The organism is Ochrobactrum sp. WV_118_8 (assembly GCF_039631535.1).
Lineage (GTDB): Bacteria > Pseudomonadota > Alphaproteobacteria > Rhizobiales > Rhizobiaceae > Brucella > Brucella anthropi.
Genome location: NZ_JBDIUZ010000002.1, coordinates 487,360 through 508,790, shown reverse-complemented (window position 1 = coordinate 508,790; position 21,431 = coordinate 487,360). Strand labels below are relative to the sequence as shown.

Sequence of the window (21,431 nt, the reverse complement as noted above, 5' to 3'; positions counted from 1 at the left end):
GGCTGGCTGCGGGCGGCGCCCGTTCTGAACTCGACTTTGTCGAGCCTCACGGTAGAGCGATGCCGGTCTAGTTCACCACGAATAAAGGTTAGGTTCGGTGGCGGCCGTTAGCGTACCAATATTCCCAATTCTGACAGTAATTGACCTGCTTGCTGGCGTGAGATGATGGCGCCCTTGAACTTTCTGGCATCGACGAGCTTGATCCCGCCCACGTCAGCCCCTCGCAAATCGGCGCCTTCGAATCGGGTATCAACCAGATTAGCTTCCCTCAGACTACACTCGCGTAAAATAGCATCCCGAAAATCGCATCGCGACAGGTCTGCCATGCTGAAGTCCAGGCGTTCAAGCACTTGCTTGCGGAATGACATCGCTGGCAGCGCCGCCGCGGAGAAAATGCTTCCACTCAACTTTATGGCCAAAGCCGCTATTGAGGACATGTCCGCCCCCGTGAACTTGCAGTCGGCAATTTCGGCTTGGTTCAGCTTGGCTCGCCTAAGATTGGCATTGTTGAAATCGCTGTTGCTCAGCACCGCTTCCGACAGGTTGGCAGCCTCCAGGCTAGCGTGTCCGGCTCTACAACGTATAAATCTCGAGCCCTCCAACTGGGCACTATCGAATTTGGTGCGCACCAGCGAGGAGGCCTCAAAAGTCCATCCCGAAAAATTCAGTCTTGAGAGATCCTTACCTTCAAGTTGGCAGGATTTTATGTGATGCGGGAGCATCGTTTCAGACATCGAACGGATATCTTCTTCGTCTAACGAGCGTTCAACGATTTCTATGGGTTTGCTCATGATGGCCTCCAAGCCGCAGTGCCTGCCCATCGCCCGCTTTCCAGGGCGGGCGACTGCATACTTTTCAGTTACGCTTGGTTCATCAAAGCGAAGAGGGCCTCGCCCTGCTGCCGGCTCGCCTGTGCGATGCCGATCGCGATCTCGTCTTGGTCTTTGCCCAGGGCACCCACGACCTCCGCAGCAAACTCCTCTGGTTTAAGGACAGGCAGCCCAGCGGCGATTGCGTCCAGCGCCGCATGGCCGCCAAGGCTTGTGTCTACGGGAGGGGCAATGATCTCGATCACGCGGACCGCCTGAGAGGCGAGTTGGTGCCGCAGGCTCAGTGTCACCGAATGTAGCGCCGCTTTGGACGCGCTATAAACGGGCAGGGATGCGACCGGACAAAATGCCAGACCTGACGACAGGTTTATGATCATGGCTGCGTCCTGCGACTTCAGGATCGGCAGCAACTCCAGCGATAGCATCAAAGGCGCGAGGAAGTTGATCTGCATTTCTGCGGTGACCTGGGCTTCATCGAGTGGACGGCTGAAGTCTGTCTTGGTCTGCACTGCAGCGTTGTTGATAAGTGCGGAAAGGTCTGGATGCTCCTGAGCAATCCAATTCACCAGGGCGGTGCGATCTTGTCGATCCGAGACATCGCATTGTCTGGTCAACAATTCTGGAACCAAGGTTCTGGCCGCATCAAGTCGACCTTGGTCGCGACCACAAGCAATTACGGCGTTACCTTCGGCGATCAGCGCCCTCGCGAGCGCCAGACCGATGCCACCGGCACCGCCAGTAATGAGAAATTTCTTTGGTGTTGTCGTCATCGTGCATCCTTTCAAAAAAGCTAGGTGCGCCGTGACGTTGAAGATAGCCTCGGACACACCAGTGCGCCGTGGGATCACGGTTGGCACTGTCGTGGATGTCCTGGAGGACGAGAAACTTCCACATACGTGGAAGCGGCCGAACTACCAACGGCCTGCTCTCTTATCGACTGGAGGGTCGTAGCATGTGGGCAGGTAACGGGCAAGCATGTAGCCAGCGGTTGCTCAGTTTATGGCTGGGCTGGGGGCGTTGCGGGGTCTCCCCGCTGATGGGGGTGTGCCGGCGACCACGTCGCCGGCCAGGGGGAAGGCCTTCCCCCACAAAAACGCCTTTCTGTAATGCCTGAAAGCTGTCAATCCGGATGAACGCATTTCATCTTTCCAGTCTGACGCGCAGACGCCGTGCCCGCTCACGAAATGCCTCCTCGCCACCTTCAAGAATGTCACAAACTGCCTTGCGGATATTGGCATTTTCCAGACCCCCAGCCCTGTAGGTGATCGGGGGCAGACCGCCAATCTGATGCGGGCCGACTTCTGCAACGATGATCTGATCCGCATCCGTATTGATCACGAGGTTCGCATTGTGGGTGACCATGATCACCTGCCGCTTGGACTTCGCAGCTATGAACAGCGAGACGAGTTCGTCGAAGACGGACTTGGGATCGAGATTCTCCTCGGGCTGATCGATGATGAGCGGACGGTCATCGGCATCATCCAAAGCCAGATAGAGAAGAAGGAGAACGATGCCTCGCGTGCCGGGTGAGAGCTTGCGGATATCGATGCCGTCATAGACGATCTCGTAGCGCACTGAGATATGATCGGTTGCAAAGAGCCAATGGGCAAATTCCTTCAGCCAGGCGCGAAACTCCGCCTGTTGCGTTTGAGCGATTGGGGCGTGCCCGATCAAGTCTCTCAGATAGGTTGAAATGAAGGTGGCCATTGCGGTCTGCACATCCGCTGCCGTCCCATTTTCCCACGCCGGCTTGAGCGCTGTATTGGCCAACTGGATCAGCGATCCACGACCATTGAAGGGGCCGGCCTTTCTACGATCTAGGAGTTTCTCCTCGGCAATCGTTCCCCAGGCTTCGACATCAACGATACGTCGCACGGAGAAGCCGAGCTTTTGCAAGGTTCCCGATGACGCTGCCAGACGGCTCATAAGGGGAGCGTAGAGACTAGCGAGCGCCATCTGCTCATTGATGATCGCTTCGAACACACGGCCATAGGCTGCATCACGTTCGGTTTGCAGGTCCTTCTTGCGGACAGCGGCGCCCTGCGAATCGGTGAGACGGGTCTGCAGGCTCTGAAGGGCGGTGTTCTCCTGCGCGATACGGAGCGAAAGCGCGGAATACTGATCCCGGATCAATTTGTCTGCGCTGACCAGAGCTTCGAGCCGTGTCATCTCGGCTTGAAGAACGTTGAGGGTGAGTGTCGAAAGATCGGCACCGTCGGCGATGGGTGGCGCGGGAATTCCCGGTGGCAGAGGAACACCATTAAGGGCGGCGATCTGTTGATCCGCCCATGTGACGTAACCCGCCAGACTCTTGTCGACATCGCCTTTATAGACCAGCAGAAATTCGTCCCACTGCTGATCGTTCATATGGCCTTGCTGATGGCGTTCCCTGGCCTGCCGCAACAATTCGGGCGCCTTGGTCGCGCGGGTGCTTTTCACCTCATCCTGCAGGGCGAGGAAGGTCCGCCGCTGATTGCCGAACCCCTGAATCTTGCTGCGTACGGCCTGCACCGCCTGACTGAGTTGCGTGTGCCGTTGTGCCTGAGCTTCGGTGCCCTTGACGACGAGTTTGGCGAGATCTTCATTGTAGCTTTTGATCAGGCTGGTTTTCTGGGTCACCTGCGCAGTCAGAGTCGCGACCGAACTTTCCTTTTCCAGTTCCGTAGCGATGCGATCGGAAATGTCGGCAATAGCTTCGGCTTCTCGCTCACGGGCTTGCTGGAAGCGACTTGTGCTATGGCTGCGCAACTCGGCGAAGTCGATCGCACCGTCCCGCTGATCGTCGGAGTGGGATTCGAAAATCACACGTTCGATCTCGGCGATCAGACCGTCAGAGAAGCCGCCGGAAGAGCAGAGCTCTTCCACGAATTGCTGCGACAAATATCGGGCGCGCGGAAAGGATAGATGATTGTTGGCGTCCCGACCATCGAGCGCGCGTGTGATGGTGGCACCACCACCCCAGGTCAACGTGGCCGTCGCATTGCCGACCAGCTTGCGGGCGCGGACAAGGAAGGAGGGACTAGCATTCTCGCTGGCGCTCCATCCAGATGGCGTGATGGCATCGCATCCAGCAGCAATCATATCGGCGAGGGCCGTTTTCCCGGAACCGCGAGCCCCGATGATAGCCACCAGGCCGGGGTTTAGCGGGATTTTGGGAGTCGCGGCCCAATCTGCATCAGCAATGGAGATGTGCGAAATGACTTGCGAGGGCATAGCGGTTCGCGGCGGTTCCGTTCCGACGTAAGCGCGGCCTTCCGGATCGATGCAGGCTTGGCGCAGTGCATCGAACTCGAGCCCGCCCTTGATCCATGAGAAGCGCTCTTCGACGGGTTGGCCTACGCTCTTTTGATCATGGGCGTCACTTCCGTGCAGGCAGGGCTTGCAACCATCATAGTTTTCGCGGAGTTGCTCGACGCTCACACCTTTTTTGCCAAACCAGAATTCGCGCTGTGCGGGGCTGCTTGAGAAGATGATGTGGGCGAACCGCTCGATCTCCTGGCGCATCGTCGCATCGGCCGCCTGTCGCAACCCCGACGTTCCATCTCCCGCTGCGCCGGCCACTGCGACCAAAATGTTGGCCTTCGCCCAGTCGCTGTCTCTTAGCACCTGGCGCAGTTGAGCGAAGTTGACCTTGAACTGCGTGGCACCGTGGCGCAGAGCCGCGCCATCGTCGATGATGGCGGTGTCGGCGCGCTTGCCCAGAGCAATCAGGTCGTTGCGAGTACAGTTATAGGTGTCGCCATGCGCCTGGAACTGCAATCGTTGGAGAATGCGATGCAGTTCGGCCAAATGATTAGAATCTTCCGGACTAACTAGCAGGTGCACATTGACGAAGCCGGTCTTGGCGGCGATGTCGAGCCGCAGTTCGACATTTGGAAAGATGAGCTGGACGTTGGGCAAGCGCCCCGCCTGCTTGCGTCGCAACACCTCCTCATACGTGTCAGTAACATAGTAGTCGGTGACAGCTACCGCTCCGATCGTCGGCGTGCAGCTTTCCAGTGATGTGAGATAGGCCTCCCAGGGATCGCCGCCGCCGAACTGATTGTTCAGGATTGTCCCCGGCGCATGGATATGCGGCTCCCAACGCCGCCACTGCGAACCTCTACCGATCATTGCCCCTCCGCGTGTGTCGGCAGAAATAGATGGCCTATTGCTCTGTCCGAATCCATGTGACTTAAAAGCTTTTTAGCATCCACAGGTTGTTTTAAAGCAAGTCTTCTATGAAATCTGTTTTCATTATTTATCCAGAACCTCGAAGGCTTCAAAAATCGAGCGCGATCGCCGGGGTAGTGATGCTCCGAGTTCATCGGTGTCGAGCGCGTACTTCCGGAGGTGGAAAGTACCCGACACTTCGCGCATCTCGAAAAATCGCACGGGTCGTCCTCGGTTTGCCAGGGCCTGAACGATCGTAAACTTGACGGTGGATTTGCAGCGAATGCCGAAGACGACTTCTTCGAGTTCCAGCGGTGAATCCTGTGCGCCGCGTCTCCCGATCAGGCGCCATTCCCGCTCATAACGCCAGCTCGCGGCCTTGCGAAGCAGGACGGCTTCGTCAACGCGGCCTCGCGCCGCGCTGTCGATCTCCATCACGGCCACATCGCTGGCCAGTACCTTGCGACTGCCCCCATAGCGGATTTTATGAAGGTCGGCTTCCGCCCCGGCCGGAACGGAGTAGCCGGCACAAATCCCGTTGTGCTGATCGCCATAATGGCTCCACATCAACGGACATGTGGCGCGGACGCCGAACGAAACGATGCCACGGTCGTAGCGGCGAAGCAGTTCCTCTTCGAGATACTGCCGCAGAAGCGATTGCAGGGGATCGTCGATCTCGTAGCTGGGATCTGTGGCGTGGTAGCGGATTTCTTCAAGCAGCCGAGCGGCATCCTTCTGGCTGTGCCGCGCTATGTGATCGATGGTTTTGGGGCCACGATATTTGAGGGACTTTGCCGCTGCCTGCATTTCATCAAGGATGCGCTGCTCGCGGAGACGGCTAAGAACCTGTTCAAGCTGATCGTTGGGAATGTTCGCATCGAGCGTTGGTCGGCAGTCGAGAGGGTCGTTGAAGTCACCCGGGTCTGAATAGTACAGTTCATCGGCGACCAGCATGTCGAGCAAGCGATGGCTGAAACCTCGATATTTATACAGCAGTCTTGGTAACTTAATCAGCTCAGCCATGGTCACCCTCAGTCCCTCAGTATTTTCATTCCCGTTTCGAACGCGACTTCCCCGCTTTAAGCGCGATGGCGATCAAGATACCTCCGCCAACTCCGCGAGGAGATAGTTGATGTAGCTGCGTGTCAGGTTGCAGTAGAGATGGGCCTCCCTCAGCGACGGCGAAACATCGGCCGCGAGTTGCGTGCCATGTCGGACGCCGCCGCCGCCCGGCGAAGAGAGGAAACCGTGCATCTTGGTCATCCAACCGAGCGCTTCGGCCAGCGCGCTGCCGCCGTTATTTTTGCGCAGGGCGCGGATGATCTCGTTGAAGTATTTTCCTTCGACCGTTCCCGATCCGCTTTCCTGACCCTGGAATGCCGTCGACACCGTTTCAAGGAGCCAAAGAATTTCCTGCACTGCCTGCCGCGGCCGTTGTTCGAGAAGAAGGCGATCGGCTTGGTCGAGCGAGGTGTGAATAAGCTCATGCGCGCGTTGGCCCAGCGATTTCTGCGGCGTCTGGACGACAATAGGTGTCTGTGGATGGCGTGCCAGCAGGGCTGGGGGCCTCACCTCATAGGGCACTTCATGTTCATAGAGGATCTGGTTGACGACATCGGCGTCAGGGAGGCCTATTTCCGGATGCGCCGTCTGTATCTGCGCGCACCCATCCCAGAAGGCGCTGATAAATACCGGGGCATTGTCCCCGGCCGACATCATCGCACCATGAAGGTCGCTGATCGCCCAGCTTTCGCTGGAGCTCCAGGATTGGCCGCCAGTGAATTTCGCCTTGAACAGCTCAAAGATCGACCAGGACGATTCCGATTGGCTGGCGATGGAGTGAACAAGTGAATTAAAGGCATTCACCGCTACCGGGGGCATCGCACCGGGGGAGCCATAACGCCATGCTGTCGGCATCGTCAGGGCCATGCTGCCACCTCAGCTTTCTTCGGCAGGAAGCGCGTAGCGGAGCACGCGCAGATCATCGTCGTCGTCGAGCGTGATTTCGAGCACTTGGTTCACCAGATCAGGGTCGGCATCGAGTTCGAGCAGAGCCTGCTCGAAGAGTTCGATCTGCATATCGAGATCCATGCCAGGAGGGCCGTTGAGGCAGATCAGGCCGGCATGAATCGCGACATCGGCATACTGCCCCTTCGTTCCGGGCTTGTCCCTTGGCCCTCGGAAGTCGACCGAGTTCTTGGTGACGAAGATCCAGTCGCCATCCAGGATGATCGGCGTCAACTCCCAGTCTTTATATCCTCCGAGCCCCAGCCAAACGATATGGCTGGTTTCGCCGTGTTCTTTGTCGATTGCGATCTTCGCAAGCTCTGGGCTGAGACATTCGTCGATTAGAAGCTTCATCCCGCCTTCCTACGGCGAGGTACGCGCCGGTCAGTGACGATGGTCGAGCCTTCCGGGAGGTCGCCCGAGACGCGGGGCCGGCCGCGGAGCGGGTTGGCTTCCGCATAGATCGCGGCAAGGCGAACCTTCTCGGCATCGAGGCTTGGCCAGGCGTCAAGGATGCGCTCGATCGGGCGACCGGCCGCGACGGCGGCTGCGACATCGTAGACAGGAACGCGAGTGCCACGAATGACTGGCGTACTGCTGAGAATATCGTCGGAGGTACAGACGATTTCGCGCGCTGCTGCCAGATCGTCCAGCCGCTCGCTCGTGCCCTTCACGAAGGGCAACAGATCGATGGTCAGGAACTCGTCGCGCACGGTCCAGTCTTCGCGCAGCAATGCCGCCCAGGCGAGCGCACGGGAGCGCGTCAGCCTAGGGCCGGCGGTCTTAATGGCGAACAGCCGTTCTTCCGAGGTGAGGCGCTTGGCGCTCTCGAAGTAAAACGCAATGAAGGAGCATGCGCCAGCGAGAACATACCGCCCGTTGTCGAGTGACACGAAGGCATCTGGCAGGATGCGCTCATCGATGACGCGATTGATGTCGCGCAGGCTCACGCGCGAGACGACAGCGGCCTCGGTCGCCTTCAGCATTTCCGCGACAGCGGGCATGTAGGCCTCCTAATTTAATCTTCCGATGGATCGGAATATATATTCTCAGGGCGCCAATTTCAAGATAGAGGTTGATAGGTGCGAGGGAATCTCACTTATGCTGCGCTCCGGGCAAGAATCGCACGGGCCCTTGTCCGAGCTTATCGCCGGACAAGCAGCGGAAGAGTTTTTGGAGTCAATCAATCAGACGTTGACGCTGCTCCGGCTTCCCGATTCATACTAACATGAGCGTTTCTTGCTGAGTTTGAGCGAGAACTTGCAGTGAGCTGAATCTGTTGTTTTGGGGGGAGTTGTGACTAATCCAGCCGTGAGGCTTTCTCAGTTGCACGCTTGGCGTCATGAAGCCGAATTGCGCGGTTTACAGCCTCGGCTTGACGCTTACTGGGCGGTCGATAGCAATAGGCCGGACGGTACCGACGCAGAGCGGGAAAGCTATTACCGGCAGGTGGTGGCGCCTCACGAAGACGCCTTTCTCGCAGAGTTCCCTCACGGCGTGCCGGAAAGAACAGCCTGGGAGGTTATCTTGCGCGAGGGTAACTGGCGTTCCGTGCTCAGAAGCTGGCGCCACGATGGGCAACAGATATTTGAGTTTGCCCCCGACTTGTTGGCAATGCTTGCCGATACGGACGTGGATGAGTTGCCCGTCCAGAACCTGCGGATGCCGTACAACACATTCTATGTTGCTCTCACACCGGGACATTTTCTGCCCGACTACAATCGCGATTGGGTAGTCGATGGATTCTATGTCACCGCTGAAACCTGCCTGGTTGACTCTCTCCGGTTGATCCCCCGCCCTCCGAACGAACTGATCGCTGAGCAGAGAAAACAATGGGCGGATCTTGAGCGAATCCCAGGCGCTCTGGACAGCCTGCGCAAGGGCTCCGAAAGTTTTGCAAGCTTTGACAGTTACATTGCGAAGCTACTGGCTGACAATTCGGCCGCCCAACAGCTTTATGACCGATACCTGCTAGATCCCGATGCGGTGATGGATGAAATAGCAGCCAAGGTGGATATCCGCGGTTCGGGCGAGTGGCGCTCATACTTGATGTTCAGCGTGGATTTCACTTTCCGTCGGCGTGATCATGCTCCGACATCGCTTTCATTGACCGAACTTTTGGGCCAGCCAACACTCCGTGCGTATTACGATTTTGTCTCGCACCGCAATACGGTTGCAGATGGCATCGAGCGTGGTCGCCGCTCGGCCATTCCAATGGATACCTTTCGAGAAGAGGATGGGCATCCTGATGATCTTCACAACGTGATTTCCGACCCGACGGTTCTGGAGGAGGTCACGCGACTGGTGTTCAACCTCGTCTGCTATTTGAATTATCCCGATCGCGATCAGGAAAAACGACTAAGCGATCCGCGGGTCCATGAAAAGGTAAGGCGGGCCAAAGGCAAAGCAAGAAAATTGGCCGAAGCGCGAGCACGCCAGGATGGTTGTCGCTGGATCAATTTCTGCGGCTATCGAACTTCATTCGACAAGCGAAAGATGCTCGGCGGGACAGCCGTTGGCCATTGGCGGCGGGGACACTGGCGGAATCAACGGTTTGGGAAAGCGCTGGCAGAAAGCAGGTTGCTTTGGATTCGGCCAACGATGGTCGGGGCTGACAAGGACATCATTGATGGCCGTCCGACCGTTTACGGGGCGTCCTAGTAGCCTGCGGCTCAGTCCCTTAGTGGTGGCCTTTTGCTGTGTAAGGCCGATCGGGTCTGGAGCTGTTCGGACGCCTCGGCAAGCACCGCGAGGAGAGGTTTGTTAGTTCAATCGCCTTGCACCGGAATGCAATAATTAGAATGCGGTTTGATGGGGATGATTTGTCGCGATGGCTGGGAAGCAATTCAAGAGGACACTTAAACGAGCCATCGATCTGGAGACGATGCTTACGATTTCAAGCGATGCCTTGATGGGGATGCCCAAAGACGACTACCAGATTGTCAGGCGGCTTGCGACCAGAGCCCGGCTGGATCGTCGACCGCGTTACGTTTGTGGCTTATGCGGGCATGCGGTCTACGCTCCGCGTGAAGGTCGAACCGGACAGCCTTATTGGAAGCATCATCCGGGCGCTCCTGAGGACTGCTTATGGTGGACCGGGATGCCCTCCGGCGTGGACGTAGTCAGTGCGCAGCAGTTTGACGGCGCTCAAGAAAGTCCGTTGCATGCGAAGATCAAAAACATTGTTGGTGAACTCCTCACGGCGGATCGCCGGACCAAGCCGGAAAGCGTAATTATCGATGCATATCTCATCAGCGAAGGGGGCCGCCGGCGCCCCGATGTGCGTGCAGTTTATGATGAAGCGCCAGTTGTCGTCGAAGTTCAGCTTGCGACAACCCAGATTCCGATCATCATCCAACGCGAAGATTTCTATGACAGCGAGGCGTATCGGCTCCTGTGGCTGACCTGGAATTTTGAGCCGCCTCCGACAAACGGACGGCTTCTCAGTTCATTCGAAGACATTTTCTATTCGCATAATAAGAACCTGTTCTCGATGGACAACGAGACCGTTCAGCTCTCACGGCAGCGGAACGAGGTCATTCTTCGTGCTTTCTGGGTCAGGGAGAACCTGTGGCATTCCAAGCTCGTCGGTCTTCATGAATTGAATTGGCTTTCGAGTGGCCGCGCTTTTGCTGTGGCGCCTGAGCCTCATTGGCACGAGGACTTCCTGGCACGTTGGCGTGCGGCAACTGGCGAGCATGGTACTCAGAGGCCGGAACGAGGGGAGCTTCTTGCGGAGCTGGCTTACAAGCTATCGCTCATCGATGTCGACGACCGCACACTCGAGGAGGGCGATATCGACTCCTTGATCAACTGCTTGCTCTCCTTGCTTGACGGCCACCCGGTAGGGTCGCGCCAGAAGAATCTCGTGGAGGTGTTGAACACATTTCTTAACGTAGAGCGGCGGCATCGCTTTGCGCGCCTCATCCGTCGATTCGCTGAGCTTGCAGGCAGGAAAGACACTTTGGAAACAAAGAGCGTTCAGAGCAAGGTGGCGATTGCGCTCAAGGCGGAGCAAGACGATCCACAGAGCTTGACGGGGCGTATTGCTCTAACGCTCTTTCCAGAAGCGTTCGCTTCGAGGCATAAAGTAACGGATCGAAGGTGACTTCGATTCTATACGCAAAAGAGAGTATCGAAGTGTTATCTGATGAACGTCGCGGCCATGTATTTTTCGGTGAACAGCGTTTCGGCGCGGCGCTTCGGTTGATCAACAATCGACTTCGTCTTGAAGTGTCCGATCCGGAAGGACATTTCCGAGATGTCATCCCGGATAAGTTAGATTTGATTCATTTTCGAACCAATAGCAGCTATTTTTCTTTGTTACACCTTCGTCGAATAAGCTCGAAAACTAGGCTCGGCGTTGGCGGGATGAGCATGTTCAGCGTGTCCTTTGCGCTGGAAGAGGCTCTATTTCCGGCACTGGATGATGTTCGTTCTGATTGCTGGTGCGTGTATGTCGAGGATGTCGCGAAGATTCACCACGTTACGGGCCTGCAGCACTCGATTATGCTGTTGCCGGACAATCGAATTGCATTGAATTGGGCCTTCAATCCAGCGAAGCCGATCGAACTCGATTGTTCTGAAGCGAAGCTCATAGTGGAGCTTGGCCAAGACATGAAGACTAACGGTGACCTCGTTGGAGGCCCATCACTTGCTTTTAAGTATCCTGTCAAACTGCGCTTCGAGACGCCTGTCGATTTGGACACGGCGCTGAAAAAGATGAATCGGGTGAGGCAATTTTTTTCTCTGTTAATGGGGCGGATGTTAGGTATCAACGAGGCGTATCTCCGGCTGATCGAAGATGGTCGGCCCCATGATGTCGGTATCCACGGTCTCCGCGCAACGCAGCTTTCTGATAAGCCAGCTAACAGGATCGTGAGTTTTGACGATCCTGTTGAGCTGGCGGCGCTTCTCGACCGTTGGCTGGTTCGAGCAGATGGACTGGCAGATGCAGTCAGTCTGCATTTCCAGGGTTTAGAGCAACGGGATCTGGAGCCAGCATTACGATTTCAGCTTTTTGTTCAAGCGATCGAGGCTGCTCATCGTCGGACAGCGCCTCTGTCAGCAAGCCCAATTGCCGCAGTACCTATCTTGGATACTCTCCGGACAGCGGGCATTTCCGACGATGTCGTTGATCGTGTTGGCGGCGTATTGGCTCATGCGCACGAGCCAGGGCTTCGCCAACGGCTAAAATACTACTGGGAGCTCTTCGCGGCAGAAATCAAGGTACTTCGCCCTGGCCTGAAACAGAAGGCGGCTATTTCGCAACTGGCTGCCACACGGAATTTTTACGCACACCGGACGGACAAGACCTCGCAGATTCTTGAAGGCGCAGATCTTTGGGATGCCACTGAGCTTATGAAGGCGATTTCCCATATGGCGATTTTGCGTGAGATTGAAGCGCAGACAGTTGGCATCGGTCAGTCCATGTTGGACAACATGTTTGTGCAGTTCGCAGAGCGAACGGATCGAATACCGGCTGGCGAATGAACGATTGCCTACGCGGGCGAATTGGAGAAGTAGGATTTTGAGCGAAGAGAAAGAGAATGCAAGTCCACAGAAGATTTGCCAAGGCTGTGGTGAGGCGCTGACTGGCGAGAATGACTCCGAGGCGCACATCATCCCGAATGCGCTTGGTGGTCGGCTCAAACCGAAAGGCATAATTTGCCAGACGTGCAACACCAAGCTCGACGCTTTGGCTGATAATGCGCTGGTCAAGGCGTTTGGGGATTGGCCGACGCTTCTCGATTTGCCGAGAGACCGTGGGAAGAATCCGCCTAAACTGATCGAAACCCGCAATGGCCGCCGCGTCCGATTGGAGCGGGATGGTAGCATGACGGCAGTAAATGTTGTTTATGACGTCACGCCTATTGCTGACGGACACGAAGTGCACATTTCGGCTGGCGACATGACGACGTTCCGGCAGCTCTTGAGACGCGCGGAGAAAGAATTTCCTCAATTTGACGCAAACCAGGCTGAGCAGCATGCCCGCACGGTCGGGATTGAGGACGGCGACGAGTTAAGGATGGGTCTGGATTTCAGTCCGCAGGGTGTGTTCGGTGGTGTGACGACGGCTATTTGGTTGTATCTCATCCATACGACGGGCCGCGCCTTTATGGACTGGGAGCGTCTCGTAGCAGTGATCGGGGCCATGCAGAGTCATGGTGGGACGTTTCGATACATGGTTGAGGGTCTTCCCGGCCTGAAGGGGCCGGATATTCCTATTGGCCACAAAATCATCGTCCGTTCGGTGCCGATGAGCGGACAGTTGATCGCCTATGTCGAGATTTTGGGTGTTTTAAGAGTTGGTGGTCTGTTTGCCGATGCCAGAGGTCCGGTGGATTTGGTCGAACACATTTACGCCTACGATGTACTTGGCAAGCAGGACCGTAGCGACGAATTCACTATCGATGCCTCAGAGTTCGAGCGCCAGGATTGGAAGCAGACCGGTGTCGCGCCGACCGAGGGCGAACAGCTTCGGGCGTTGATGGCTGAAGCCATCCAAGCCACTTTCGAGACGCGGTATCGGAGCCGATTTGCAGAAGCAAGCAGCGGTCAGGAGGTCTTGGGCAAATCTGCGAAGTGATGTTGCCTCGGTTGCAGCAGCGGCGGCGGCGACCAGTCTGAAGCTGCCGCAGCTCGGCCTGAGCCTGGACAAGCGGAGGATCGTCGGATCCAAGATAGCTGAATCGATGGCGCCGGGGAAGCGAGCGTGCATTCGAGTAACGGTGAAGCAAGTCGGCTCTGATTAGTGCCCAACCTAGACAATGGAAAGACATTTAATATTATATAGATAGTGAGAATCCAGGTTATTCGGTGGGCTACGCCGCTGTACGAAACAGGTCGCCATGGTTACCGGCCGCCATCTGTTCCAGCACGCGTAGGCAGGTCGATAGGAAATGCAAGTTGAGATGGTTGCGTGCCCCCGCAACCAAATTCCCACAAAAATACACGAAATCTCTCAAGCATAACCGATGTTCGTATCTTTGCGAACTGGCTCCGGCTTCTCCCAGAAGACCGTTCGACCTAATATCGATGCACGGAAGCGAGTTCTATACGCACGCACCGCAGCGCGCTCATAACCCCAAGGGTGGGCAGCAAAAAGAAACGATCCAGCGTGACCTTGCCCCGTTGAAATAATCCATTTTGAAGTAAGCTCTGGCCCATTGAGAGGACCAGAGAATGAAGCGCAACCGTTTCACAGACGAACAGATCATTGGCATCCTGAAGGAGCACGAGGCGGGCACGCCTGTCTCGGAGCTTTGCCGCAAACACGGTGTCAGCGATGCGAGCATCTATAAATGGAAGGCCAAGTTCGGCGGGATGGACGTGTCTGAGGCCAAGCGACTGAAGACGCTGGAGGACGAGAACACGAAACTGAAGCGGCTTCTGGCGGATGCGATGCTCGACAACGCCGCGTTGAAAGACCTTTTGGGAAAGAAGTGGTGACGCCCGCAGCCCAGCGGAACGCTATCGCGCATCTGATGAACCAACATCGGATGAGCGAACGGCGGGCGTGTAAAGCTATCGGTGTTTGCCGGATGACAGTTCGTTACGAAAGCAGCCGCATCGACGACCATGACCTTCGCGAGCGAATGAAGGCGTTGGCGCATGAACGCCGCCGCTTTGGCTACCGACGCATTCATGTCCTACTCAGACGCGAGGGGCACCTTGTGAACCACAAGAGGCTCTTCCGGCTCTATCGGGAGGAAAAGCTGATGGTGCGCAAGCGCGGCGGTCGCAAGCGAGCGATCGGCACACGAGCACCGATGCTGGTTCCGATGACGGCCAATGATCGTTGGTCACTGGACTTCGTGTCGGATCAACTCACCGATGGACGCAGGTTCCGGATTCTGACGGTCGTCGACGATTGCACCAGGGAATGCCTGGCACTCGTCGCCGATACATCGCTTTCCGGTCTGCGCGTTGCCCGCGAGCTTGACCGGATCATCGAGGAGCGCGGCAAACCGAAAATGATCGTCAGTGACAACGGCAGCGAGTTCACCAGCAACGCGATCCTGCAATGGACGGACAAGACTAAGGTGGATTGGCACTACATTGCGCCTGGCAAACCCATTCAGAACGCTTTCATCGAAAGCTTCAATGGACGGCTGCGAGACGAGTTCTTGAATGAAACCCTCTTCTCGTCACTGACCCATGCTCGATCAGCGCTTTCAAACTGGCGCGGCGATTACAACGATCACCGTCCACATTCTGGCCTCGGCTGGCTGACACCTGCCGAGTTCGCTCAGACCATCAACCCGCGACGTGATGCGGTGCTGCGCAGCCGAAATGGCTCCGCACCGCAACCCGTCGCTACCGCCCCAAATACAGCAACCCAAAACCGCTGGAGCGAACTCAAAACTGGATAAAACTTGGGGGCAAGGTCAAGACCGTTCGACTTAATATCGATGCACGGAAGCGAGTTCTATACGCACGCACCGCAGCGCGCTCATAACCCCAAGGGTGGGCAGCTAGATGCTAGCGTAATTCTCAATCCACCGGAGCTGCATGGTGTAACCCCGGTGGATGTGTTGGCGCGGGTTAGGCTGATGAGTGTGGCTTCAAGATATTCCGGATGCCGAGCGGTTCAAATCAAGGTTGCCTGACGTCCAGCGGAAAGCGGTATCGGGAAATTCCAGATCGAAATGCGCGCGTTTTAGAAGCGCATTTGTGATGACAGCGCTTCTCCAAGCCATCAGGCTCAATTGTGGTTCCGCGATGCCATGGCAAAGCCTGCCTGCGTTGAGTACAAAAATCCGGCGGTCAGCAGGCCCGTTCCAGTCGAGAGCAAAATCTGCGCCGACACGCAAAGACCTGCCCTCTACAGCCGATAGTCGATCCTGGATTGCAGAGAGGCATTCAGGTAGTGAAAATTTGTAGCCCGTGGCAAAGATCAGATGATCGGTGCTGAGCATCTCGATCGTGCCATCGAAACCGTTGCGCATCACGATCGACAGGCTTGCGCCATCCTGCTTGAGGTCAAGAACTTCCCGGTATGGAAGCAAGGTCGCCCGTAGTGCATTGCCGTCCAGATGACGCTGTTCGTAGAGACGCCGATATATGGCCCTGATTGTCGACGCAGAAATACCGTCACTTGCGAGCTTTTGATGCTCGACGATCGCGTGCCGTCGCGGCTCGGCAAGCTGATGAAACTCGGCCACGTATTGCGGGGTGAAATGCTCGTCGGTGAACGGTGAGTCATCAAGCGGCTGAAAGTTCGGTCGCCTGCTGATCCAGCTGATCTCGTTGTCGGAATCTCTGCGTTCCAGCAGATGCTGGAATATCTCCGCGCCGCTTTGCCCTCCGCCGATAACTACAATCCTCTTGCCTTTCAGCGTGTCCAGTTTCTGTACGGCTTCGCTTGAATGGAATGCACGATCGCCAATCACCGATCTGGCCCATTCAGGTACATAGGGTTTCAACCCCACACCGAGGGACAGATTGCGGGCCGTTCGGACCTCATTATCGAAGGCCAGCTGGAAATGATTGCCGCTAAAAGTGATCTCGCGGATATTCTGACCAAAGTTCAGGCTCGGAATATTCCTTGCAGCCCAAGACAGATACCGCGCAAACTCCTTGCGAGGGATGGCGTCGTAGTCAGCGTTGAGAAACTCATAGAACCGTTTATGGGCGACCAGATAGGCTGCAAATGTCCACGGGCTCGTCGGATTAGTGGCTGTCACCAGATCCTTCATGAAGGAGGTCTGGAGTTCGGCGCCGGGCAGCATCATGCCCGGGTGCCAGTCGAATTTGGGTTTGCGATCAAAAAATTGGACATTTACGCCGTTGATTGAATCCAGCTGCGCCGCCAGACTGAGATTGAATGGACCAACGCCAATTCCGCACAGATCAAGAATGGAATGTGTCATACTGAAACTCCTTCATTGATATAAGTTTGCGCCCTCTGGGAGGAGAAAGACGCCATTTCCGCGAGGTAAAGAGGATTGTTCAACTCGGTACCAAGAGCGGGAACAGGCCGCTCATTGGTGTCGCCATAACCGATCGCAAGACGAACGCGATTAATCGCTATGCGCGGTATTTTCGGAAGAAACAGATCAAAAATTTTATATCGCTCGGCCAGTTCCGGATGGCTTTGCTGATAAAACCTCAACCGGGCTGAGAGGCGTGTGTAGAACGATAATTCGGGATAGCTATCGTGAGCGACCAGTGCTTCGGAAAGAAACCGTAGTACGCTCGCAAAATGTCCTGTCTGGAGATGTTGCTGCAGATGGGGCGCCGGTCGACGTTTCAACGTCGCCTTTACATCTGCGGGGAGTGTTGCCAGCTCCGGAAACTCTTGGTCAATCAGATCGGTGTCACCTTGAAAATCCTTGATCGCCACACCGGCAGGAATGTCGCCGTCCAGAAGAAGCGTGATATTCTGGCCATGCGCAATGAAGCCAACTCCATAGCAGCATAAGAAATGGTAGAGCGGGACCGCGATTGCCTCGAAGAGACGTTCGAGCCATTGATCATGGGACAGGCCGGATCGTTCGATCAGGGCGCTTATAACAGGACGCCCCGCATTATCAGACTGCGCCAGTGCTCCCATCATCATGGGGCGCCAACCGTGCGGCAAGTGCTTTTCCGGACTCTCCCGCCAGATGGTCCCCAGCATCTCGCAGAACTGATAGGGCGCGCCTTTCAGTGTTGCGAAGTGCGGATGAGGGTAAAACGCACCGGCGACTTCCTGCAGAATCCGGACATTTTTCAGCGCCGGATCACTCTTGGCTGTTTCCGCGAGCCAGTGAGACAGCGCCGGTCCGATCCGCATATATTTTCCGGGAACGCCACGCCAGGCAGACGTATTCAGGACGGTGAGCGGCAATTTGACATGAAGCGCGCGCACGCGAACCTGATTGGCAAGTGTCCGCAGGGACTGTTGCGCAATGTAGGCATCGCCGAAACAACCGAGCGGCACAAGTCGTCCGGCAGCAATCTCACTGGCATATTGGCTGACAATCATCGATTGCCATTGCCAGGGATGGACGGGCAGCAGCATATGCGTGTCAAGGCTAATGCCCGCGTCACTCATCGCAGCAAGCAGATTGTGTCGTTCTCCTGTGCCGAGGCATTCGGCTAGCAACGCAGGCTCTGTAAGATCATGTGCAAGTGCAAGCTGACAATGGTTGCGCGCGGCGGCGAGCCAGAAAAGCTGGATCGGTGCATCGAATTCCGGTGCGTAGGTTTCGCTATCCTGCAATCCCCAACCCAGCCGTCCCTTGTTTGCCGGCGCCTTGGGATGACCGTCGAGGAGTGTTTGCAGTTCCGTGTCGGACAGGCCAGCCAGCTCGCTTGCATCGAAAGCGGCACGGCGTGCCACGATACGGGCGTCCGCCATCAGCGTGTTGTAAAGCTCCTTTGCATACGTGCAGAAAGTGGCTGGTGAAATGTCCAGAACATCACGCGCCTCGGCGAGGAAGCCGACTGCGTCATTTGCCACAGCTTCTTCTGTCGATGTCGCCCGCACGAGGCTTTTCGGATCGATATGCAGCTGTCCCCAGATGCGACGGCGTGCTTCAAAACGATAGGAAACAGCATCGCCAAGCGTCAGCGTCCACATCGTTTCAGCCTTGTTCAAGGCGACAGGCGCAAAGCCTTCCTCATACGACAGTTCCGAGATGGCTTTGGCAATAGCTGTTCGGTTCACTATTCCCCATATCTCGTCGTCAACCGCTTTGCGGCCCGGAAGCGGGCCAAGAAGAGCCCCGGAGACTGGTTGACGGTTCATAACGGCACCTCCTTGAAGAAGCGGTCCCGTTCACAACACACCAGAGCGGCGCGCTTGTGAGGAAAATCGAATTCCTTCACCTTGTCATAGGCCACGTCTGCGCAATAGCTGAGCATCTTCTGGTGGGATGCCCGTGGCTCGCCAACGATGCGTTGCGTTCGAGGCTCGTCAAGGAAAAGATAGTGGGTGACCGAGCGGAAAAGCGCGAGCGTTTTGGGGCGGCCGAGGTGCCGGGGATTGCCAATCAGGCCATGCCAGCCGCGATCAAAGTCTTCGCTTTCATAATGTGGACCGAGACGGTCTTCACGTGCCCAATAGAATTCGAAATAGCCGGTCGGCTCGTTATCAAAATTCGCGATGACGCCAAAGATATGCGGGTCCTGCTCCTGATCTGCGAGGTAGGTCTCAAGTGCCTCTGGACTTTGCGCCAGCTCCCAGAAAAAGGAGACGCGTCCCTGATTCATCCAGTCGTAGAACAAGTCCAGATCCGTACGACGATCGATGGGGCGGAAGGAAACAGTCTTGTTCAGATCAGGTATCCAGCGTTCGTAAAATATGCCGGATGGACGGGGAGGACGAAGCAATGGCAGCCGGTCAGCGGGACCGAGTGCCGATCGGATGCTGGGATAAGGCATATGGGCAGCATGTTTGCGCCACAGCAACGGCAACTGGCGTAACACACAGCGATCCACTACGGTCAAACCTTCGACTTCCCGCAGAGCCAAGGCGCTGACTGGAGCAAGTTCGCTGGCTGGTGGTAGTGTCAAAGCCGCAATGTCGGGAAAACGCAGAAAGACGGCATCCAACACGGCAGCAAGCAGCATGGCCGCATCGCTATGCAAAGGATCGAGCCTCACATCTTGCAGTGCGATTGTCTGCCGGTCGAAGATGAGGCTTGCTTCGGCGCGAAACGCTCCGGCTTCTCCGAACAGGAATATACGTCCACTCTTGTCCAGCCTTGCCGCAAGCCGCTCGGAATTCGTCGCGCAATAATGCCAGGATAATTCACCACCTATTTCCGTGTGTGGCGAAAGGCGCTGATAGTCACTGCTCTTCGTTTGAACATTCATGGCTTCACCGTGTCGAAAGAGGGTTGGGAAACTGGATGTAAGAGGCGAGGGGATCGGTCACGTCGGTGTTTTCATTGACGTTTCCAGCCGAGATCATGAAATTTCCCTTGGCGACCAGAGTGGGGCTGTGAAGGAGATAATCCAGTGCGGTCTTGTCCCGCACGGGCTGCTTGTGTAGCCGTTCCAGAAAGCGTTGCAGGGCCGCAAAAAGTTCATTTTCATCAATGAAACGCGCCGAGCCCAGCGCGGCAATAAGTGCGAAAACGCCGTTGATGAACAGATAGTATCCAATCAGTTGAGCAGCTTCGTCACTGCCGAAGACATGGTCGGTAGCAGCACCTGCCTCAGGCAGATGTTCGCGCAGAAACGGCAAGAACGAGCGGACGTAACCTGTCCCCTGGCAATCACGGAAATAGAGCGCATTCGGCCAACCGTCCTGGAGGCCAAGGACGAGATTCTGCTGATGAGCGCCAAAAAGCAGGCCGTAATCGCCTTGGGCAATCATGAAGGGCGCAATGGCAACATCCAGAAAGCGTTCGAACCAGCGCTTCGCTACATCAGTCTCTGGGGCTCCCTCCGACGCGGCGATCCGGCGTATGAGGTCTGCGACATGGCTGCCATTTCCATCCGGGTGACGTTCGCAAAGCGCTGCAAGGACGGCCGCGTGCGGTTGCTGCTCTCCGCGAAACGGATTCTCCCGGAAAACTGTAATTGTTTCATTGTCGATGGAGCCGTCCGGCAAACGCAGGGATATCCAGCCGGGTTCACCCATGATGTGAAAATCTGGAAAGCGTTTTTTTAGAGCCTCGCCAATCGTTCCCGTTATGAGCCGATGGACGTTGATGCCCCGCAGGCATTCGCTTGGTTCTACGACGCGACGCGAATTGGTGAGCCGGAGACTGAGCGAGAACTTGAGCATCCAGTCGCTCTCGCGGGAATATATGGCGCGCAACGAGCTGGTCGCACGCCAGTCAGGGCCGCCGCTGCCAAGATCGGTTATCTTGCCCTGACGCTCCAGTTGCTGGATATCCGGGCGTAGCGACAGGCGAGACGCCTGCCATGGGTGCAACGGAATGAGCGGTCGCCCGGCCGCTTTTTCAATCAGTCGAGAATCCGACGCAATGGATACGATAGCTTCGGCAACGTCGAAGCCATCAGCCGCTCCCTGTGCCAGCAGTTCTGGTTCGACAGCCCACCACCGCAAAGCAAAGGCATTGCCATATTCCGGGCCGAAACGGCGGTTGTCTTCATCGGTGAATTCATCCCGGCTGCGTGGAAACGGATGTACCGCATGACCGAACCGCAACGCTTTTTCGGCCGTGATGAAATCAGGGTCTGATTCAACAAAAGGTCGTTCATCGGCGGTTTCCCGGAGGAGGTCGGTAATTGAGCGCGTGCTGTCCAGCACTCTTTGCTGGAAGAGTAGTTTCGCATTGGGTGAAACGCTGCCGCCGATCTCATTTTCTTTGAGAAGCAGGAGCGCGAGTTCTGGCAAACTTATAGGTTCCAACCGGTCGCCATTGGATTTCCACATAGGCGCGCCGAAGCAATGATATCCGGCGAGCGACCAGAAAGTCACAGGCACCCTGACCTCGATATCTGATGCCGGAAGCTTCAGAAGTAAGTATTTTTTTG

General features: G+C 56.3%; 16 protein-coding genes. 5 read left to right on the top strand and 11 right to left on the bottom strand.

What is annotated here, in order from left to right:
- Positions 1-107: 107 nt before the first annotated feature.
- The 7 genes from ABDF71_RS16445 to ABDF71_RS16415 all read right to left on the bottom strand — a co-directional run bounded on the left by ABDF71_RS16445 (position 108) and on the right by ABDF71_RS16415 (position 7,993).
- A complete protein-coding gene (locus ABDF71_RS16445) occupies positions 108-791 on the bottom strand; it encodes a pentapeptide repeat-containing protein (protein ID WP_082546391.1) in 684 nt (227 codons plus the stop codon).
- 68 nt (positions 792-859) lie between these two features.
- Positions 860-1,600, bottom strand: coding sequence for an SDR family oxidoreductase (locus tag ABDF71_RS16440; RefSeq protein ID WP_062425002.1), 741 nt, complete (start codon positions 1,598-1,600; stop codon positions 860-862).
- A gap of 370 nt (positions 1,601-1,970) precedes the next feature.
- The gene (locus tag ABDF71_RS16435; protein ID WP_062425001.1) at positions 1,971-4,943 is read right to left on the bottom strand and encodes a TrlF family AAA-like ATPase; all 2,973 of its coding nucleotides are present in this window, start codon (positions 4,941-4,943) and stop codon (positions 1,971-1,973) included.
- Between the two features lie 123 nt (positions 4,944-5,066).
- Positions 5,067-6,005, bottom strand: a complete 939-nt coding sequence (locus ABDF71_RS16430) for a DUF2971 domain-containing protein (protein WP_062425000.1) — start codon at positions 6,003-6,005, stop codon at positions 5,067-5,069.
- Positions 6,006-6,077: 72 nt separating this feature from the next.
- A complete protein-coding gene (locus tag ABDF71_RS16425) occupies positions 6,078-6,911 on the bottom strand; it encodes a hypothetical protein (RefSeq protein ID WP_082546383.1) in 834 nt (277 codons plus the stop codon).
- A gap of 9 nt (positions 6,912-6,920) precedes the next feature.
- On the bottom strand, positions 6,921-7,343 hold the full coding sequence (locus tag ABDF71_RS16420; RefSeq protein WP_062424999.1) for a DUF5615 family PIN-like protein: 423 nt from the start codon (positions 7,341-7,343) through the stop codon (positions 6,921-6,923).
- Positions 7,340-7,993 (bottom strand): DUF433 domain-containing protein, encoded by a 654-nt coding sequence (locus ABDF71_RS16415; RefSeq protein ID WP_062424998.1) that lies wholly within the window; start codon positions 7,991-7,993, stop codon positions 7,340-7,342. The genes ABDF71_RS16420 and ABDF71_RS16415 overlap by 4 nt, the downstream gene beginning before the upstream one ends.
- 292 nt (positions 7,994-8,285) lie before the next feature.
- On the opposite strand from ABDF71_RS16415, the gene ABDF71_RS16410 reads away from it, so the two are divergent.
- The 5 genes from ABDF71_RS16410 to ABDF71_RS16390 all read left to right on the top strand — a co-directional run bounded on the left by ABDF71_RS16410 (position 8,286) and on the right by ABDF71_RS16390 (position 15,364).
- Positions 8,286-9,650: an AcrVA2 family anti-CRISPR protein gene (locus tag ABDF71_RS16410; protein WP_156379276.1), complete on the top strand. Its 1,365-nt coding sequence runs from the start codon at positions 8,286-8,288 to the stop codon at positions 9,648-9,650.
- Between the two features lie 169 nt (positions 9,651-9,819).
- On the top strand, positions 9,820-11,097 hold the full coding sequence (locus ABDF71_RS16405) for a DUF6035 family protein (protein ID WP_062424995.1): 1,278 nt from the start codon (positions 9,820-9,822) through the stop codon (positions 11,095-11,097).
- Complete coding sequence (locus ABDF71_RS16400) at positions 11,094-12,482, top strand: HEPN domain-containing protein (RefSeq protein WP_156379275.1); 1,389 nt, start codon at positions 11,094-11,096, stop codon at positions 12,480-12,482. Before ABDF71_RS16405 ends, ABDF71_RS16400 begins: the two co-directional genes overlap by 4 nt.
- 37 nt (positions 12,483-12,519) lie before the next feature.
- Positions 12,520-13,578, top strand: a complete 1,059-nt coding sequence (locus ABDF71_RS16395) for an HNH endonuclease (protein ID WP_062424993.1) — start codon at positions 12,520-12,522, stop codon at positions 13,576-13,578.
- A gap of 596 nt (positions 13,579-14,174) precedes the next feature.
- Positions 14,175-15,364 (top strand): IS3 family transposase gene (locus ABDF71_RS16390; RefSeq protein WP_182506152.1). Its coding sequence is split into 2 segments (ribosomal slippage): positions 14,175-14,424 and positions 14,424-15,364, totalling 1,191 coding nucleotides; the frame shifts between segments, so codons are not numbered across the junction.
- 192 nt (positions 15,365-15,556) lie between these two features.
- Here ABDF71_RS16390 and ABDF71_RS16385 read toward each other — a convergent pair.
- Genes ABDF71_RS16385 through ABDF71_RS16370 form a run of 4 tightly spaced genes read right to left on the bottom strand, consistent with a single transcriptional unit; the run spans position 15,557 to position 21,381 of the window.
- Positions 15,557-16,864: a lysine N(6)-hydroxylase/L-ornithine N(5)-oxygenase family protein gene (locus ABDF71_RS16385; protein WP_258124427.1), complete on the bottom strand. Its 1,308-nt coding sequence runs from the start codon at positions 16,862-16,864 to the stop codon at positions 15,557-15,559.
- The gene (locus ABDF71_RS16380) at positions 16,861-18,726 is read right to left on the bottom strand and encodes an IucA/IucC family protein (RefSeq protein ID WP_036586578.1); all 1,866 of its coding nucleotides are present in this window, start codon (positions 18,724-18,726) and stop codon (positions 16,861-16,863) included. Before ABDF71_RS16380 ends, ABDF71_RS16385 begins: the two co-directional genes overlap by 4 nt.
- The gene (locus ABDF71_RS16375; RefSeq protein WP_036586577.1) at positions 18,723-19,796 is read right to left on the bottom strand and encodes a GNAT family N-acetyltransferase; all 1,074 of its coding nucleotides are present in this window, start codon (positions 19,794-19,796) and stop codon (positions 18,723-18,725) included. The genes ABDF71_RS16380 and ABDF71_RS16375 overlap by 4 nt, the downstream gene beginning before the upstream one ends.
- Positions 19,797-19,800: 4 nt before the next feature.
- Positions 19,801-21,381, bottom strand: a complete 1,581-nt coding sequence (locus tag ABDF71_RS16370; RefSeq protein ID WP_500061686.1) for an IucA/IucC family protein — start codon at positions 21,379-21,381, stop codon at positions 19,801-19,803.
- Positions 21,382-21,431 lie beyond the last annotated feature (50 nt).

What these genes read in the sequence shown, in the direction of transcription:
- ABDF71_RS16445 (WP_082546391.1), bottom strand. Translation starts at nt 791, where the DNA reads ATGAGCAAACCCATAGAAATCGTTGAACGCTCGTTAGACGAAGAAGAT.
- ABDF71_RS16440 (WP_062425002.1), bottom strand. Translation starts at nt 1,600, where the DNA reads ATGACGACAACACCAAAGAAATTTCTCATTACTGGCGGTGCCGGTGGC.
- ABDF71_RS16435 (WP_062425001.1), bottom strand. Translation starts at nt 4,943, where the DNA reads ATGATCGGTAGAGGTTCGCAGTGGCGGCGTTGGGAGCCGCATATCCAT.
- ABDF71_RS16430 (WP_062425000.1), bottom strand. Translation starts at nt 6,005, where the DNA reads ATGGCTGAGCTGATTAAGTTACCAAGACTGCTGTATAAATATCGAGGT.
- ABDF71_RS16425 (WP_082546383.1), bottom strand. Translation starts at nt 6,911, where the DNA reads ATGGCCCTGACGATGCCGACAGCATGGCGTTATGGCTCCCCCGGTGCG.
- ABDF71_RS16420 (WP_062424999.1), bottom strand. Translation starts at nt 7,343, where the DNA reads ATGAAGCTTCTAATCGACGAATGTCTCAGCCCAGAGCTTGCGAAGATC.
- ABDF71_RS16415 (WP_062424998.1), bottom strand. Translation starts at nt 7,993, where the DNA reads ATGCCCGCTGTCGCGGAAATGCTGAAGGCGACCGAGGCCGCTGTCGTC.
- ABDF71_RS16405 (WP_062424995.1), top strand. Translation starts at nt 9,820, where the DNA reads ATGGCTGGGAAGCAATTCAAGAGGACACTTAAACGAGCCATCGATCTG.
- ABDF71_RS16385 (WP_258124427.1), bottom strand. Translation starts at nt 16,864, where the DNA reads ATGACACATTCCATTCTTGATCTGTGCGGAATTGGCGTTGGTCCATTC.
- ABDF71_RS16380 (WP_036586578.1), bottom strand. Translation starts at nt 18,726, where the DNA reads ATGAACCGTCAACCAGTCTCCGGGGCTCTTCTTGGCCCGCTTCCGGGC.
- ABDF71_RS16375 (WP_036586577.1), bottom strand. Translation starts at nt 19,796, where the DNA reads ATGAATGTTCAAACGAAGAGCAGTGACTATCAGCGCCTTTCGCCACAC.